This is a genomic window from Bacillus sp. SJS, from assembly GCF_000732485.2.
Classification (GTDB): domain Bacteria; phylum Bacillota; class Bacilli; order Bacillales; family Bacillaceae; genus Metabacillus_B; species Metabacillus_B sediminis.
The window spans coordinates 39,721-56,090 of record NZ_JAQV02000016.1; the positions used below are offsets into that span (position 1 = coordinate 39,721).

The 16,370-nt window shown below is 41.6% G+C and carries 20 protein-coding genes and 1 riboswitch; of the genes, 10 read left to right on the top strand and 10 right to left on the bottom strand.

What is annotated here, in order from left to right; translation table 11 throughout:
- The first annotated feature begins 272 nt into the window (after window positions 1-272).
- Complete coding sequence (locus AS29_RS09290) at window positions 273-980, top strand: class I SAM-dependent methyltransferase (RefSeq protein ID WP_035405503.1); 708 nt, start codon at window positions 273-275, stop codon at window positions 978-980.
- Between the two features lie 72 nt (window positions 981-1,052).
- Here AS29_RS09290 and AS29_RS09295 read toward each other — a convergent pair whose 3' ends face one another.
- Both AS29_RS09295 and AS29_RS09300 read right to left on the bottom strand, forming a co-directional pair.
- Entirely contained in the window at window positions 1,053-2,033 is a 981-nt protein-coding gene (locus AS29_RS09295) for a hypothetical protein (RefSeq protein WP_035405505.1), read from the bottom strand.
- Between the two features lie 158 nt (window positions 2,034-2,191).
- Window positions 2,192-3,148: a hypothetical protein gene (locus tag AS29_RS09300; RefSeq protein ID WP_231889923.1), complete on the bottom strand. Its 957-nt coding sequence runs from the start codon at window positions 3,146-3,148 to the stop codon at window positions 2,192-2,194.
- Between the two features lie 247 nt (window positions 3,149-3,395).
- On the opposite strand from AS29_RS09300, the gene AS29_RS09305 reads away from it, so the two are divergent.
- From AS29_RS09305 to AS29_RS09310, 3 genes are all read left to right on the top strand, one after another.
- Complete coding sequence (locus AS29_RS09305; RefSeq protein ID WP_035405508.1) at window positions 3,396-3,725, top strand: ArsR/SmtB family transcription factor; 330 nt, start codon at window positions 3,396-3,398, stop codon at window positions 3,723-3,725.
- Between the two features lie 81 nt (window positions 3,726-3,806).
- A complete protein-coding gene (locus AS29_RS21345) occupies window positions 3,807-3,971 on the top strand; it encodes a hypothetical protein (protein WP_156505919.1) in 165 nt (54 codons plus the stop codon).
- 20 nt (window positions 3,972-3,991) lie between these two features.
- Entirely contained in the window at window positions 3,992-4,474 is a 483-nt protein-coding gene (locus AS29_RS09310) for a PH domain-containing protein (protein ID WP_051860571.1), read from the top strand.
- A 1-nt stretch (window position 4,475) separates the two neighbouring features.
- Here AS29_RS09310 and AS29_RS09315 read toward each other — a convergent pair whose 3' ends face one another.
- On the bottom strand, window positions 4,476-4,925 hold the full coding sequence (locus AS29_RS09315) for a hypothetical protein (protein WP_035405510.1): 450 nt from the start codon (window positions 4,923-4,925) through the stop codon (window positions 4,476-4,478).
- A 211-nt stretch (window positions 4,926-5,136) separates the two neighbouring features.
- On the opposite strand from AS29_RS09315, the gene AS29_RS09320 reads away from it, so the two are divergent.
- Complete coding sequence (locus tag AS29_RS09320; protein ID WP_082883793.1) at window positions 5,137-5,343, top strand: DUF5316 family protein; 207 nt, start codon at window positions 5,137-5,139, stop codon at window positions 5,341-5,343.
- A 47-nt stretch (window positions 5,344-5,390) separates the two neighbouring features.
- On the opposite strand, the gene AS29_RS09325 is transcribed toward AS29_RS09320, so the two are convergent.
- The 3 genes from AS29_RS09325 to AS29_RS09335 form a co-directional block, all read right to left on the bottom strand.
- Window positions 5,391-5,735, bottom strand: coding sequence for a hypothetical protein (locus AS29_RS09325; protein ID WP_035405513.1), 345 nt, complete (start codon window positions 5,733-5,735; stop codon window positions 5,391-5,393).
- Window positions 5,736-6,019: 284 nt separating this feature from the next.
- Complete coding sequence (locus tag AS29_RS09330; RefSeq protein WP_035405515.1) at window positions 6,020-6,409, bottom strand: DUF1761 domain-containing protein; 390 nt, start codon at window positions 6,407-6,409, stop codon at window positions 6,020-6,022.
- 15 nt (window positions 6,410-6,424) lie between these two features.
- Window positions 6,425-7,360 (bottom strand): AraC family transcriptional regulator, encoded by a 936-nt coding sequence (locus tag AS29_RS09335; RefSeq protein ID WP_035405517.1) that lies wholly within the window; start codon window positions 7,358-7,360, stop codon window positions 6,425-6,427.
- Window positions 7,361-7,499: 139 nt separating this feature from the next.
- Here AS29_RS09335 and AS29_RS09340 point away from each other — a divergent pair, with 139 nt between their 5' ends.
- Window positions 7,500-8,264, top strand: a complete 765-nt coding sequence (locus AS29_RS09340; protein WP_035405519.1) for a MerR family transcriptional regulator — start codon at window positions 7,500-7,502, stop codon at window positions 8,262-8,264.
- A 291-nt stretch (window positions 8,265-8,555) separates the two neighbouring features.
- On the opposite strand, the gene AS29_RS09345 is transcribed toward AS29_RS09340, so the two are convergent.
- Window positions 8,556-9,734 carry a NupC/NupG family nucleoside CNT transporter gene (locus AS29_RS09345; RefSeq protein ID WP_035405521.1) on the bottom strand — a complete coding sequence of 393 codons (1,179 nt, stop codon included), beginning with the start codon at window positions 9,732-9,734 and terminating at the stop codon, window positions 8,556-8,558.
- Window positions 9,735-10,149: 415 nt separating this feature from the next.
- A riboswitch (cyclic di-AMP (ydaO/yuaA leader) is annotated at window positions 10,150-10,292 on the top strand.
- Window positions 10,293-10,446: 154 nt separating this feature from the next.
- Between AS29_RS09345 and AS29_RS09350 the strand changes: the two genes are divergently transcribed.
- Genes AS29_RS09350 through AS29_RS09360 form a run of 3 tightly spaced genes read left to right on the top strand, consistent with a single transcriptional unit; the run spans window position 10,447 to window position 11,619 of the window.
- Window positions 10,447-10,863, top strand: a complete 417-nt coding sequence (locus AS29_RS09350; protein WP_035405524.1) for a CBS domain-containing protein — start codon at window positions 10,447-10,449, stop codon at window positions 10,861-10,863.
- Window positions 10,864-10,888: 25 nt separating this feature from the next.
- Entirely contained in the window at window positions 10,889-11,356 is a 468-nt protein-coding gene (locus AS29_RS09355) for an MgtC/SapB family protein (protein WP_035405526.1), read from the top strand.
- A 26-nt stretch (window positions 11,357-11,382) separates the two neighbouring features.
- On the top strand, window positions 11,383-11,619 hold the full coding sequence (locus tag AS29_RS09360) for a hypothetical protein (RefSeq protein ID WP_035405529.1): 237 nt from the start codon (window positions 11,383-11,385) through the stop codon (window positions 11,617-11,619).
- 33 nt (window positions 11,620-11,652) lie between these two features.
- Here the strand turns inward: AS29_RS09360 and AS29_RS09365 are convergent, their stop codons facing one another.
- Window positions 11,653-11,949 carry a hypothetical protein gene (locus AS29_RS09365; protein ID WP_035405696.1) on the bottom strand — a complete coding sequence of 99 codons (297 nt, stop codon included), beginning with the start codon at window positions 11,947-11,949 and terminating at the stop codon, window positions 11,653-11,655.
- 143 nt (window positions 11,950-12,092) lie between these two features.
- Here AS29_RS09365 and AS29_RS09370 point away from each other — a divergent pair, with 143 nt between their 5' ends.
- The gene (locus AS29_RS09370) at window positions 12,093-12,941 is read left to right on the top strand and encodes a dimethylarginine dimethylaminohydrolase family protein (protein WP_035405532.1); all 849 of its coding nucleotides are present in this window, start codon (window positions 12,093-12,095) and stop codon (window positions 12,939-12,941) included.
- A 156-nt stretch (window positions 12,942-13,097) separates the two neighbouring features.
- On the opposite strand, the gene AS29_RS09375 is transcribed toward AS29_RS09370, so the two are convergent.
- A complete protein-coding gene (locus AS29_RS09375) occupies window positions 13,098-14,561 on the bottom strand; it encodes a SulP family inorganic anion transporter (RefSeq protein ID WP_035405534.1) in 1,464 nt (487 codons plus the stop codon).
- Between the two features lie 285 nt (window positions 14,562-14,846).
- The gene (locus tag AS29_RS09380; protein WP_035405537.1) at window positions 14,847-16,292 is read right to left on the bottom strand and encodes an MDR family MFS transporter; all 1,446 of its coding nucleotides are present in this window, start codon (window positions 16,290-16,292) and stop codon (window positions 14,847-14,849) included.
- Window positions 16,293-16,370 lie beyond the last annotated feature (78 nt).

Genomic DNA, 16,370 nt, shown 5'->3' on the forward strand with positions numbered 1-16,370 from the left:
ATATCCAAGAGTTCTCATAAGTTTAGACCTCAATTTTAAGAGTGGGATGGGGGGCCTGTTCTTTTAATAGCTAGCACAGGTTCTTACCTATTTAATATGTAAAATAGTGCAAATTGGAAGTAGTAAGGGCTGTTAAATTGGCTGTTAGCCCTAATTTTAAACCCTTTCAAATCCATATATGTAAACTGTTTATCACAAGTGTGTAACCATTTGAAGTTGATAAAAAGATACAATTATACGGTACTTAGGATGTGGGATAAGGAGGCTATCTTTTGAAAGAAACCATTAGCGGCTATGAGGACATACTGGAAATGCTGGATTCATTTCTTCGTGAGCCAGTTCGGTTTTGGGATGAGTTTTATTCTGATCGCGAAAAAGGAGTTCCATTTTTTACGGAAAAGCCGGATGAGAATTTGGTTGAGTATTTTGAGAGAGGTTTATTACAGCCGGGAAAAGTACTTGAACTTGGCTGCGGGCCAGGAAGAAATGCTATTTTTCTTGCTGAGAAGGGGTGTTTGACGGATGCTGTTGATTTATCTGAAGCATCATTGCAATGGGCTGCAGAAAGGGCGCAGGCTAAAAACTTACCTATAAACTTTACAAGAGAAAATATTTTTGAACTTAGTGTGGAAGATCATTCTTATAATATGGTGTATGACTCCGGATGCTTCCACCATATCGCTCCGCACCGCAGAATGGATTATCTTCAATTGGTGAAAAGAGCCTTAAAGAACGGCGGTCATTTCGGGATCACGTGCTTCGTACTCGGGGGTGAATTTGGCGGGGCAGATATAACAGATTGGGAGGTTTACAGACAAAAAAGCCTCATGGGCGGATTAGGGTTTACAGAAGAAAAGCTGCGGACTATTTTTAAAGATTTTGAAGTAGTTGAAATGCGAAGAATGAGGCAGATTCCACAATCGGCTGAAGTATTTGGAGTCTCTGGATTATGGTCGGCTTTGTTTAGGAAACCTTTGTAGCAAATGTGTTTAGATAAGTCGTAAATTCGAGAAACACCGTCCTTTTTTACTGGACGGTGTTTCACTTTCAATTTACTTCCCCTCAAGAGTTGCCTTCAAATCCGTTTCATAAGCAAGCAATTCATCATTGATTTCCTTCGCCAAAGGCTCGTAGCCGTGATCCTCTTTAAAGGCTGCTGCACGTGTTTTTAATCCTGTTAGCTTGGCGAATTGTTTTTTTGCTTCTGCGGTATTGCCCGAATCAATTAGGTCTGACACTCGGTTCATTAGGCGATATTGGGAAATTTCGTATTTGGTACGTTCGATCATAATTTTCACAGGCGTTACGGATCTTTCTGTAAGAGACTTTCTATATTTTTTATTAGGAACCTGGCCAATCTTTACTTCTGTTTGCATCAAGTACTTAATGACTTTGTCATAGGAGAGGTTGGCTTGATGAAGGTCTGTGAGAGGTTCCATATCTGGAACGGTATCCACATAAATACTCAATGTATAATTGTTTAAAGCTAGGTTAATTCCAGAAGCGTATGCTTCCATATGACGAAGTTCTTCATTAATTTTTCCGGAAAGAGGTTCATAATTCCTTGCACTTTTCATGAGTTCTTTGCGCTTTTTCAATCGCTCTGCTTTTGCCATGTCTGTATCGTATTGTTTGTAGTTCATATCAGAAAGAATATGATAAATAATGCTTGCTAACAGCCTATATTCGGATACTTCGTAACCAGTTCGTTCCATTTCTATTTCAACAGGACGAATATATGTAGATAGTAAAATGGAGCGATTTGATGTACCAGATACCCTTGCAATAGTCTTTTCAGCAATATATCGCTGCTTTGCCAAACCATCATATAAGCTTTCTATCTTCTCTAAGGAACCCGATGAAATGGCTTCTTTAAACAATGCCAATTTCTTTAGCAGACTTTCACCTTGCCTGACGGCTTCTTTATTTTGAGTTGAAACTGCAGCTGCAGATGGTGCAGGTAATCCGGCAGTTGCAAGTGGAGATATAAATATTGCTGCTGTTATCCCAATCAATAGCATTTTTTTACTCATAACTAGCCCTCCTGAATGTGTTCAAGTGAGTTAATTATAAGGTGAAATGATTCTTTTGTCCTGTGAAAAAACACCTTATTAATGGAAAAGTTTAGAATGATAACTCCAAATAATGAAAAACACCGTCCTCAAATGTTGGACGGTGTTTCAATTTCATCTTATTTTCCCTCAAGAACGGCTTTCAAATCCGTTTCATAAGCAAGCAATTCATCTCGGATGGCTTTTGCTAAAGGCTCATAGCCGCCAGCTTCTTTAATAGCAGCAGCGCGAGTTTTTAAGCCTTCCAGCTTGCTGAATTGTGTTTTTGCTTCTTCGATATTGCCGGCATCAATGAGTTCCGAGACGCGGTTCATCAGACGAAGCTGGGAGATTTCGTATTTTGTACGCTCTACAGTTACTTTCGCAGGCGCAACGAATTCTTGCAGCAGAGATGTTCTATATGCTTTATCAGCCACTTGGCCGATTTTCATTTCCGTTTGTTTCACGTAGCGAGTTAAATCATCATAATAAAGATCGGCTTCGTCAATATCAGGTTCAGCGCCTGTGGACTCATCAACCCAATAATCATAATAAGATAGATTGTATCCGGCTGCAAAGGCTTCTGCTTTACGCAGATCGAGGTTGATAGAGGCAGGCAGCGCTTTGTATCCGCCGGCTTCCTTAATGGCAGCAGCGCGTTTTTTCATGCGCTCTAATTTCGCCATATCTTTATCATACGTATAGTATTCATCTTCATCTAATCCATTAAGTATGGTATAGAGCAGACGAAACTGTGATACTTCATAAATGGTGCGTTCAATTTCCTTCTTAGCCGGAACCGCATATTTATTTAGAAGTACGTTGCGGTTTGATAAGCCTGATACCTTGCCAATAGCTTTTTCAACAATGGATAGCTGCTTCGTCAATTCGTCATACAAATCATTGATTTCATCAATATTCCCCATTGAGACGGTGCTTTTGTAAACGTTCAGCTTCTTTAATAATATGTCCCCTTGTTTTACTGCTTCCTTGCTTTGTGCAGATGAGGTTGTTGCAGCAAACGCGGATGGTGCCGGTGTTGAAACAGCTGCAAGTGGTGTGATCAGCATAGCTGCGGTAATACCTGTTAACAACATTTTTTTCAAGTTCTTTTCCCCCTAAAATTCTTTCAATCCAGATAATTATAGGGATGTTCAAAACTTTCATCATGTGTTAAATGACCTATTTTTTATCATGATTTAGAAGAAGTTGTTTAATATAGAATGTTAGACAAATATTTGATCTACCCGTGGTTTACAAGGGTTTCTTTTATTAGATTCCAGTTTTTAAATAAATGTAAATTCACAAAAAAGGTATACATTTCCAACTACCTGTAATAAAATTATGAAAAATGAAAAAAATGGAAATGAGCTACTTCAGTTACTGGAAGCACTCTCTAATCCGTATCGGCTCAAAATTATTGAGGCTCTCAGAGCTGAGCGACAGTATGTGAGTCAGCTTGCGAGAGTTTTAGGGATTAGCAGGCCGCTGCTTTACTTGCATTTAAAAAAGCTGGAGGAGGCTGAATTAATCAAAGGCGCTGAAGAACGGGGCCAATATGGGAAGATCATGAAATATTTCGAGGTCATTCCATTTAGACTTGAACTAAATGACAGGATGATTACAGACGCAGCAGGAACAGTCACACTAAAAAATAAGGAGAAGGGGGATTGAAATGGTAATTCCTGAGATTTTCTGTTTTCAAGTTTTGCTTTACTGGTTACGTTCCTGCCTTTAATCTTGACTGTTTGTGTCTTGATATTCATCATTCGCGCCTTCCGCCGGTTTGAAATACGCGCGCAGGAACGTCTTCATTTAGAAAAAGAAAACTCTGCCTATCAGGAGCAGCAAATGAGAATGATTCAAGACTTAAATCAGCGCATGACAAGCATTGAGAATATATTAAAGCAAGTAGATTAGGGATTGGGGAGTAGAAACGTTTGGTTTTTCGTTCAAAAATTGACTCGTTTTTTATAAAAATAATGGTGTGTACAATCATATTTGTTGGTGTAGTTCTTTTTTTGCCTCTTTATTTTGATAAAACAGCAGATCGTACCGTATATATCGTTGAGACAGCAATTTTTCTCATAATAGCCGTTTTTATTTTCTGGACTATCACATCGATTCGCTATACCTTTCAAGACAAATTCCTGGTTGTGCAGGGAGGGCCGGTAAGAAGCCGGATCCCTTATGAAGACATCACTCGTGCAATTCCGACACGTGATATTTACACAGGCTATCGGCTCCTGTCTGCCCGTTATGCCATCGACCTCTATTACAAATCAGCGATGCTTGGAAGTGTGAAAATTTCTCCCCAAAATCCAAGCCTGTTTCTTGAGCAATTAAGAAAGCATTGCCCAGATGCTTTAATTGAATCAGACAAAATATTGAAGCTTCTGGGAAGAGAGGAAAGCCAGGCATAATCTAGTGGCATGATTGGATGCTGCCGGACAGGATGCCTGGACCAAGCTTGCCTGATTTGGTATTTGAAGGGCGAATCTCCACCTTGCTTTTTTCAAGCTCCGCTGTGATGGAATCAATTTTTCCAGCCCAAACTGGATCATCGGCAGACGAAGAAGGATATAGCCTGAAGCGCCAGCTGATCTCACCTGGAATAAAGGCGTACCCCTCATAGCTGTCGAAATTTCCTAATCTGCTGGGGGCAGGTAAATGAAGGGCGTGAATACTGATGCTGGTTCTTGGAAAACTTGGTGTAAGCTTCACTTTATAAATCAGCGCGGCTCCTCTTGCATTGAATAAGTTTTGATTAGCCGGCTCCAAAATCATACTGCATGGCATCTCAATAGCTTGGGTATTCAGGGGATTGATAGCTGCAGCAATAAGAAGGACAAATAGTGAAAGCAAAATTTTCATAAAGCACCTCTTTTTTTTGAATTTTCTTTAGGATTCCCTAAATAGGCAACTTTATGGAGAGAGTAATAGGATAAATCAACATGCAGTATTGCCATGCGGATTTCACACTATGTCCAGCAGTTTTTATTAAAATTTTCAATAACAATGATTAATTAGAAACTTTATCCTTATTGATGCGGATGAAAGATAAATAAGAAAGGGGTGGCTTTTCATGATGCAGTTCTTTTTAATAGCAGGCATCATCGGCATAATCATTTCAGGAATCTCGATTGGCGCTTGGACAAATGGTCAGCAGCAGAGAGCAAATTTCTTTTCAGAGACGAAAGAGCACCGTGCTTCCCGGACTAGAATTGCCATGTTTTCCGGATTAGCCGGAGTGATTTTTCTGGGGATTGCAGGACTGATTTGGTATTTATAGAGATACGTTTGGTTTTTTTTCTATTTAAACCCCTTCATCAGAAATACTTATTTTTCTATTATAAATTTATCAGTTAGAGAAGTGACTTTTAAGGTTTTTCCGTCTTTTTTGAAAATTTCAAGAGCACCCATTTGTTCTGACGTTGATTCTTTCCAGCCATCCTCTTCTAATTTTGCAAGGTAGGCTTTCGGCAAGCCTTCTTCTTCTTTCATTCCTTTCAGGCTATATACTGCAGAGTCCTCTTTTTTCTTTATCTCTTTTGCATCTGCTGGAATGGGGAAGGTGCTTTCAATGGATGACTGTTTAAAGTTTTCTGCATGAGCATTGCTGGAGCAGCCTTGCAGAATGAAGATAAGACCTGCAGCTGCTGTAGACATGACTAAGCGTTTCATAGTTTCCCTCCTTCAAAATTATGGTAACAATCTCATTATACTAGACTATTTGGAAAAAAAAAGAAAAAGCCTTCCGGACCAGGAAGACTTTTTAGTTTGGCTCTGTTAAACTTGGCTGTTGATTGCAGTTAGCAGGCGCTCAGCGACCAGCGGGGCGGGCGTGAGCCTCCTCGCCGCTTTGCGCCTGCGGGGTCTCACCTGTCCCGCTGCTCTCAGCTCGGAGTCTCGCGCCTTCCACTCCAATCAACAGGTGTTAAAAATCAACTCAGGCTATAACAGAGCCTTTAGTTTAATAAACCGTGTAAAACACCAAGCAACGTAAAAATAACCAGATGATCTCCAATTGCGATCAGCAAAGCTTTTCTGCTCATTAATCCGAATAGTGAATTTTTCACATACACAATGGAGATGAGAACAGCGATAATGAAGCCGATTCCAGCTCCGGTAAGCCAGTTTTCAGCACCGATGGATTGAATCAGAATAGCTGTCAGAAACGAACTGATGAAAGCGACGATGACAGAAAAGACATATTTAAGAGGGCCTTTGCTTTCATTTTGCGTAAAATTGCCTTTATCTTTAAGTAAAATAGAATAATAAATGCCTCCGTATATCATATACAGGATGCCTCCAGCGAGGATGGCTAAAAAATTTAGATCAGACATGTTAATCAGCATATGGGTTCTCCTTTTCTATTTCGGTTCAACGGCTAAGGCGATGGCCTTGATTCGGCATGTGAGGTCAAGTGTTCCTCCATTCGGATCAACTTGCACAAATTCAATTGGATTCCCCAAATATTTATAGCCGCTTCTCGGCAGCCAAAAGCTGTAGAGTTCAGAATAGCACTCAATCAGCATGCCGCGGTCACTGTAAAGGACAGGCTCGTCGAACTCAACCACCACATGTTTTCCTCCATTAAACGTATACAGTGGTTCCTCAATATTGTCATGTGAGGTGATTTGCATCAGGCAGTCGTAACGGCTTCTCTCAGGCAGTGTAATGTAAGGGTTGTTTCTTGGAATCCCAATCATCCAGGTGTCTGTTTGGATAAGTCCTCTTGCATTTGACCAGTGATAAAGCTCTTCCCAAGCATTTGGAATGTGATCTGTATAAGATCCGATGTGAAGTTTTCTGACCGCACGGAAAGCTGGGAGTTCAATTGTTTTCACCTTATCCAAATCCAGCCATCTAAATTCATTATAGGGCTGCTTATCGTTCGTTGCTTGCAGATTCTTGCTGAAAAGTTTAGATTTCTTGCTATCTTCGTATTCCCTTGGAAAACGCTCCAGGTACGCACCTTCCCGCCATTTTTTCGGGCTGGTTCTAAACGTTTCGTTAAATGAGTAGGTGAAGTATGAAAGGGACGAAAATCCGCATAGATAGGCGATCTGGGTTATAGGTAAATGCTGTTCATAAATCAGGAAGTGGGCGGCATTTTCCAGTCGGAGTCTTTTGATATAGGCAGCAGGCGATTCACCGGCTATCCCCTTGAAAATCCGCTGAAAATGAAAAGGAGAATAAGTAGAAACTTTTGCAAGTCTTTCGAGTGGAAGAGATTCATGGAGATTTTCTTCTATATAATCCATCACTTTTTGTATTTGTCTTTCTTGTTCTTTTCCATAATTCATCTTGGAAGCCCCTTATCAAATGAGTTCTCTCTTATTATGGAGAATTTCGGGCTCAATCTCTACCGTTTTTTTTCAAAATATCAATTGACCTTCACGCTGCGTAAAGGTGTAAGCTGAATCTATCAGGAGGTGAACACCGATGGAATATACGGTGCAAAAGCTTGCGAAAATGGCAGGAATCACGGCAAGGACGCTCAGATATTATGATGAGATTGGCATTCTTAAGCCGGCAAGAATGAACTCATCGGGGTATCGAATTTATGGTCTGCCAGAGGTGGATCGTCTGCAGCAAATCCTCTTTTACCGTGAGCTCGACGTCAGTCTGGAGAAGATTCAGGAAATCCTGTCTGACCCTCATTTTAACGGAGCGAAAGCCCTTATTGAACATCGTGAAAAGCTCCTGGAAAAACGAAAGCAGCTGGATTTGCTCATTTCTAATGTGGAGAAGACAATCTCAGCGGGCGAAGGGAGAATAACGATGTCCGATCAGGAAAAATTTCAAGGCTTCAAGCAAAGAATGATGGATGAGAACGAAGCAAAATACGGGAAAGAAATCCGCCAAAAATATGGAGAAGAGACAGTTAAACGCTCGAATGAAAAATTCGAAAATATGACGAAGGAGCAATACGAGGAAGTAGCGAAGCTTGAGCAGGAGGTTAAAACCGCATTGGCTGAAGCCTTTAAAAAGGGTGATCCTTCAAGTGCTGCTGCTCAAAAAACGGCAGAGCTGCATAAGCAGTGGCTCATGTACTACTGGGCTGATTACAGCAGTGAAGCACATGCGGGTCTTGCGGATATGTATGCTGAGGATGACCGGTTTAAAGCCTATTACGATGAAAAGGAACCGGGACTTGCGGAATTTCTGCGGGATGCAATTCATGTTTATACGGGTTATAAGAAGTAAAAGGGAGTGCACGGAGCTTTGAGCTTCGTCAGACCTCTTATGAAGATACAAGTCTGCCATGAATTATGGAAAGTCAGCAATTACCCTTTAAAAGTCAGCAATTAATCTGAGGAAGTCAGCAATTATCCTTCAAAAGTCAGCAATTACTTTTCAAAAGTCAGCAATTACTCTTCAAAGGCCAGCCATTATCCTTTAATCGTAAGCAAAGGTGAAGTCTGGCCGCTTTCTCCTCATCAAGTGTGGGAGAAAACAAATAAAAACGATGCGGCTGATTATGCCGCATCGTTTTTATTAAATCAGCAATCCAACAATTGCTGCAGATAAGAAGCTTACCAATGTTGCCCCGTAGAGGAGCTTCAGTCCAAAGCGGGCTACCACGTTTCCTTTTTGTTCATGCAATCCCTTTACCGCTCCGGTAATGATCCCGATGGAGGAGAAGTTGGCAAAGGATACGAGGAATACGGAAATAATTGCGGTTGTCCGGTCAGACAGCTCGGTCATTTTTGAAAGATCAAGCATGGCGACGAATTCGTTTGAAACGAGCTTTGTTGCCATAATCGTTCCGGCTTGTACAATTTCTGCAGCCGGTACACCAATGATGAAAGCGAATGGTGCAAACACATACCCAAGCATCGTTTGGAAGGAGATGCCGAAAATGATGCTGAATAGATCATTGATGGCTGCAATTAAAGCAACGAAACCAATCAGCATCGCTCCGACGATGATCGCTACTTTAAAGCCGTCCATGATGTACTCGCCCAGCATTTCGAAGAAGGTCTGTTTTTCCCCTTCTTGAACTTCAATGAAGTCTTCACTGTCCGCAACATCATATGGGTTGATGATGTTCACGATGATGAATCCGCCCAGCAAATTCAGCACAAGGGCTACAATGACGTATTTTGGATCAATCATTGTCATGTACGCGCCAAGAATAGAGGCGGAAACAGTGGACATAGCTGATGTACAAAGTGTATATAAACGGTGGTCAGGCAAATGGCCTAATTGTTTTTTTACGGAAATGAATACTTCAGACTGCCCAAAAATAGCAGATGCAACCGCATTGTAGGATTCAAGTTTTCCTAAGCCATTTATTTTACTTAAAACCAGTCCAAGATACTTAATGATGATAGGCAAAAGCCTGATGTGCTGGGCAATTCCGATCAGAGCAGAAATGAAGACGATCGGAAGGAGAACATTAAGGAAAAATGGCATTTCCTTAGGGTTGGCAATTCCGCCGAATACGAAATTAATTCCGCTTGCAGCATATTCAAGGAGCTTCGTAAATAATGCTGAAATTCCCTCGATAATAAATAGGCCAATTCCGGTATTAAGGAAAATAAATGTTAAGACGACTTGAAGAACAAGCATGATGATAATGGGTTTGATCTTAATCTGCTTTTTATTGTTACTGACCAAATAGGCCAGCAGCAGAACCACGACGATACCGACAAGTGAAATGATGATACTCATAGCAGCAACCTCCTTATGTAGTAAGCGAATGATGACGAGGGACAGGCTGGGGGAGAAAGGGTTCCCTTTATCTTTACCCAAACATTCCCTAGAGTGTACAAATTTACAGCAAAAACACATTTTTATCCTTGCTGCTTTTTTGCCCTTTCCTATTATACTGTTTTACAGGCAATAGGGAAGGGGTTATTTAAATAAAAATGAATTCGTTTTCTTTTTAGTGAAAAACGATTGGTATTCATCGTACTTTTTATTAGTCATGCCCCATTCCTTACTAATCTTTTCACAAGCAATTTCACGCATCGTAAAGCAACCACAAGCAATATGAAGATAGAGTGCCATAACAAGGAAAAAATACGACTATATAGTCAAAAACTCACATTTACAAAGTTCTATCCAGGGAGTACGATATACATGAAAATTTTACTGGCTTAATCCCGTAAACACGGGAACGGAGGAACCAATTTTTTTGGGGCTAATTCTGCTTTAGCAGAAGGGATGAAAGGACTCTTTCGCCATCCTGCCCGTCAGCTAACTTCGTCGGCTAAAGCGAAGGAGGTCACAAGACCGCCTTATTTTGGGGGCTTTTTTTGCTGTCATTTTTTCAGCAATAGCCAGCGAAGTGCCAGTGGTCTTTTTCTTATGGATTGAAAAAGTCAATAAGTGAGAAAATGCTAAAAGAGATTATAGATTAAATAAAGGAGCTATCGATTGAATGAATATAGCGTTTTTCTTAATACCAAAAAAAGAGGTCATCCATTTGCCGATTCACGCTACAATGAGACAGGCTTTGGAGAAAATGGAATATCATCGTTATTCTGCCCTTCCGCTGCTGGATGATGAGGGGAAGTATATAGCTACGCTTACAGAGGGTGATTTATTATGGAAGCTCAAAAATACGCCGAATCTAAGCTTTGACAGCACAAATAAAATCCGGTTAACGGAAGTGGAGATGCACCGGAAAAATGAACCGGTCCCAATTCACGCCAAAATGGAACAAATTATTTCCAGGGCAATGGAACAGAACTTTGTCCCTGTAGTAGATGATCAGGGGATTTTTATAGGGATGATTAGGCGCAGAGAAATTATAGAATACTGTGCAAATCAGCTTTTTAACAAAATAGAGAGATGATATTGGATGAAGGGGAAGTAGAATCATGGAATACGAAATTTTAGTGAGATTACTGACGGCTGTTTTTCTGGGGATTGTTATTGGAATTGAACGACAATGGCATAAGTGCATTGCAGGTCTTCGGACGAATGTTCTGGTAGCCGTTGGCGCCTGTCTATTTGTCATGCTCGATTTTGTCTCAGGCGATCATTCAAGTATGAGGATTGCTGCTCAAATCGTCAGTGGAATTGGTTTTTTGGGGGCAGGGGTTATTTTTCGCGAAGGGTTAACCGTTAGAGGACTGGATACGGCTGCAACTCTCTGGTGCTCAGCCGCTATCGGTACGCTTGCAGGTGCCGGGTTTTTGATGTTAGCCACTGCAGGTACAATTATTGTTGTAGCCGTCAACAGCATTCTCAGGCCAATGGCCAACTGGATTGACCGGCATAATCAAAAGCACGGCAAAATTACTTCTTCTCAAAAGGTCCTAACTAAAGATAAAATGTCTATATAAGGAATTTTTCACTCAGGGAGGCCTTTATGGAGAAAAAATGGAAGCAGGAGAATCGCATTTTTGAAACGCTCTGGGAAGCCGAGATGTGGGCTGATTCTATCGCCAATGAAATGGTCGGAAAGCTTTATAAGACATACATTACACCCGATCATAAAGTGGCATACGTGCTTGCTTTCAATTTGGCTTCTGATCCGGTTGTTCATGTCATAACTGAGAAGATTACGGCGGAAGGTTCTTCACTCTATAAAATTACAATGAATTAATCACGTATCGTGACGAGGGGATACATTCCCCCGTCATTCCACTCCATCAGGATAATTTTTCTCCCAGTATTTATCTCCTCTATGGTCAATGTCTTCTGCGGTTTTTTCCAGCTCAGACAAAATAATCTGTTTCACTTGATTAATCGTTTCGAAAAAGGTTTTTTCCTCATAAGGGTTTGGCTGTATTTTAGCCGTAGCACGAACCCCGGCATATTTTCGGTGCTCCTCAATTAATGAATCAAATGCCTCAAAAATGTGGCTTGTCAGTACTGCAATGTTTTTGTGGTTCTCAGGAAGCCTGTCCCTTAGATTTTCTATTCGATTATACATCCCATCACCGATCCCTTTTACATTTTTCTTATGATTTGCTGATTGGCGGGCAATCATTCATGAAAGAGCTGAATGTGCGCGATTGAATGAAGCAATTATGGAAACACTACTTCTCATGAAGTAAAGCATGAGGAGGGTTCAAAATGTCTCATTCCAAAATAAGGGTAGGCTGTACCAGCGAATATGCGCCTCTTAAAAGCGTTCTATTATGTCCACCCCAGTATATGAAAATCGAAGACATTATCAATGAAACACAAAAGGAATTTCAGGATGAAGAGCTTGATGCCGTAAAAGCAGTAAAGCAGCATAGGGAATTCATACGTGTACTCCGGGAAAATGGAATTGAAACACATCTTCTTGAGCCGGATGAGCAATTTCCTGAACAGGTGTTTACAAGGGATATTGGATTTACACTTGGAAATACACTTTTTATAGCCAACATGGAGATGGACATCCGGCAGGGAGAGGAACGGATCCTCAAAGAATGGCTGGATAAAGAGGGAATTCACTATGAGGACTTAAAAGGATCAGGTATTGAGGGCGGGGATGTTTTAATCAACGGGAATACCGTCTATGTAGGAATCAGTGAGCGAACATCTGAAGACAGTATCACCATGCTAGAGAACCATTTGCCTGATTACGAAATTATTCCAGTTCCTATTAAAAAAGAATACCTCCATTTAGACTGTATTTTTAACATGATTTCAGAAAATGAAGCACTGCTTTTTTCGGAAGCTTTGAAACAGGAAGAAATTGATGTGCTGTCATCCCGTTTTTCTATTATAGAAGTAAAGGAAGAAGATCAGTTCAGGCTGGGTGTGAATGTATTTTCCCTGGGAAATAAAAAAATCATCGCCCTGCCTCACAATCATCATACAAATGATCAGTTAAGAAAGCTTGGCTATGAAGTGATAGAAGTGGATCTTTCTGAAATCATTAAGTCCGGCGGAGCGTTCCGATGCTGTACATTGCCGCTTCTGCGGGAGGGATAAAGCTGTCACACAGCCCAATCTATTACAGGTCTGCACTAAAAGATAACTGGAGCAATATAGGGTGACATGGGTGGGGATTTACCAATTCATTATGAAAACTGTTCAAGCACTGAATGAAAAAAGAACCGGCATTAGGCTGGTTCTTCTTTTCTCACATTAATGATTAGCAGCTCTGCTATCAGGGCGGTGATAAACTGCCATTTTTTCAATTAATTCAGAGCTTTTTTCGTTAAGTCCTGTAACTTCCACGTGATTATGGTTTTGCCTTAATTTCAAAACGACCTTGTCCACAGCACCGACTGCTGAATCATCCCAAATGTGCGCGTTAGTCAGATCAAGCACGATGTTCCGGTTTTGAGCGGCAAAATCGATTTGATCGATTAAACTGGAAACAGAAGCAAAAAACAATTGCCCTGTAACCTTATAAATTTTTGATGAAGGAGCTTCTGTAACGGCTACTGCTACTTTTGAAATCTGGCCGGCAAAGAAAATCGCACTTAGGATCACGCCTGCCAGTACTCCTTTTGATAAATCATGGGTGAACACAACGGTAACGACTGTCACAACCATAACGACTGTATCAGTGACCGGTACCTTATGAAGACGAGTGAGCGAAGCCCAGTCAAACGTACCGATGGAAACCATAATCATAACACCAACAAGAGCCGCCATAGGTATTTTAACGAGAACCCCATTGAGAGCGACAATCAGTATGAGAAGGAAGGCTCCAGCCACAAATGTAGACAGTCTTCCCCGTCCTCCGGATTTAACATTGATTACAGACTGGCCAATCATGGCGCAACCTGCCATACCCCCGAAAAAGCCTGCAACGATATTGGCAAGACCCTGTCCTTTTGCTTCTCTGTTCTTATCGCTGCCCGTATCTGTCATATCATCGACAATTTGAGCAGTTAGAAGAGATTCCAATAAACCGACGAAGGCGAGCGCTAAGGAATAAGGAAAAATGATTTGCAGAGTTTCAAACGTTAGTGGGATATCCGGAATAAGGAAAACCGGCAAAGCCTGGGAAAGCTCCCCCATATCACCTACCGTACGTACATCAGAGCCTGTAAAGATTGCAATAAGGGTGATGACAATAATTGCGATTAATGGTGACGGTACAGCTTTAGTCACACGAGGAAATAAATAGATGATAGCTAATGCCCCAGCAGCCATTGCATACATGGGCCAGGATTCCCCTTTGAAATGGGGCAGCTGGGCCGAGAAAATTAAGATGGCAAGGGCATTGACGAAACCAATCATAACCGGACGGGGAATAAATTTCATCAGGCGGCCAAACTTAAGAATGCCGAGCACAATTTGAATGATCCCTGTGAGAATGGTCGCTGCCAGGAGATATTGCAGCCCATGGCTGGCAACGAGCGAGCCCATAACAAGGGCCATCGCGCCGGTTGCAGCAGATATCATGCCTGGTCTGCCGCCAACGAATGCAATCACGACAGCGATACAGAATGAGGCATAAAGTCCTACCATCGGATCAACCCCCGCGATTATGGAAAAAGCAATGGCTTCCGGAATAAGAGCCAGTGCAACAACAATGCCGGAAAGAAGGTCCCCGCGAATATTTCCAAACCACTGCTGTTTTATTGTATGATTCAAAAATAAAGCACCTCTTTTTTAATGTTTTTTGACTTTCAACTCTCATAAAAGTCGGGCCGTTGTGAACGAATGATATTATACCATTAATTTAAGGAATGAAAAATCCAAACAAGCAGATAAACAATTATTTTTCTTATATTATTTGATTCATACAACGCGATAAGAAAGAACTCTTCACAAGATCTGCTTGGACGTTGCAGAAGACTAGCTGCATCGTAATCAAATTATAAGTTTCCTGAAGCAGTAGAAGCATAAAAGGCTGACCCAAAAGTTCGGGTCAGCCTGCTAGCTATGTTCGTGCAAATTGCCGTTTTCTTTTACTAAAAACCAGGAAAGTCCAAAGCTAAGCAAGGCAAGAAGCAGCGTCCCTCCATATATCATATGAACCCCTGAAGCAAGAATTTCCTGCAGGCCGGCAAGCTCTCCGGAAGGAACGTTTCCGTGATCAAAGGAAGCATTCAAGTTAAGATTTCCTTTTCCTGCCTGGGAAATTGTCACTATATTAAAAATCGTTCCGAATACAGCTGAGCCCAATGTCTGGCTGAAGGTGCTGATAAATGTGTTCAGCGCAACGGCAGAACCTCTTTTGTTAGAAGCAACGGATCCCTGAATGATTAGCATAAAAATCGGAGTCATGAGCCCCATGCCCAAGCCAAGCAGTCCAATCGCTACATAGATTAGAAATTCAGGTGACTGAGCGGATAACGAGAATAAAAGAAGCGCTCCTAAGCTAAGAATGCCCGTTCCCATCGTTATAATTGACTGGGCTTTCAACCGGCCGACGAGGTTTCCTGCAAGGATTGATCCAAATGTCCAGCATACAGGCATGGGCATGAGGATAAATCCAGCCGCGGTAGCGCTTTTCCCCAGTACTCCCTGACTCCAGATCGGCAGGTAAATGGTAATGCTGATAATGACTGAACCGGTAAGAAGCGTGAGCAGATTCACAAGCAGCACACGTTTATTTGAAAAAAGATTCAAAGGAATAATCGGTTCTGCTGCTCTTTTTTCAATCCATACAAAACAGCCATAGACGGCAAAAGCTGCTGCGAACATTCCGATGATGAGCGGATTGGTCCAGTCTTGTGACTGGCTGCCAGAAAGCAGGGCGTATAAGAGGGAGATCGTTCCGATAGAGAACGCGGCAGCTCCCAAATAATCAATGCGCTGCTTTTCCTTTGAAACATCCTCTTTATAATATTTTACGAGCATCAGTAAAGCGACAAGTCCGAATGGGAGGTTTAGGAAGAAAATGTACCGCCATGAAAGGGTATCAACGATAAATCCCCCAAGCAGCGGGCCAAGAACACCGGCCACTCCCCAGACAGCACTAATCCAGCCCTGTGCTTTGGCGCGGCCCTTTGTTTCCGTGTATAAATCTCCGATAATGGTCATCGTTACCGGCATGACAACACCAGCGCCAAGACCTTGAATAGCGCGGTATATAATTAATTGTTCCATCGTTAACGCAATTCCGCAAAGAGCGGCTCCAATTAAAAACAGGATAATTCCATATACCATAATTTTTTTTCGTCCAAATAAATCGGCAAGCTTCCCGTATATAGGAGCGGAAACAGCTGTAGCCAGCATATAAACCGCATACACCCAGCTCACCAGTTCAATTCCGGATAAATCACTTGTTATACGGGGGATCGCGGTGCTGACAATGGTTCCTTCCATTGCGGCAAGGACGGTTACGAGCAGCAAAGCACCCATTATTTTTTTTCGCATGTTAAAATCTCCCTTATTCTGCATGGCAATAAAAGAAAGTTTACCATTAATTGAAGGATTGATGTAATGAAACCTCCC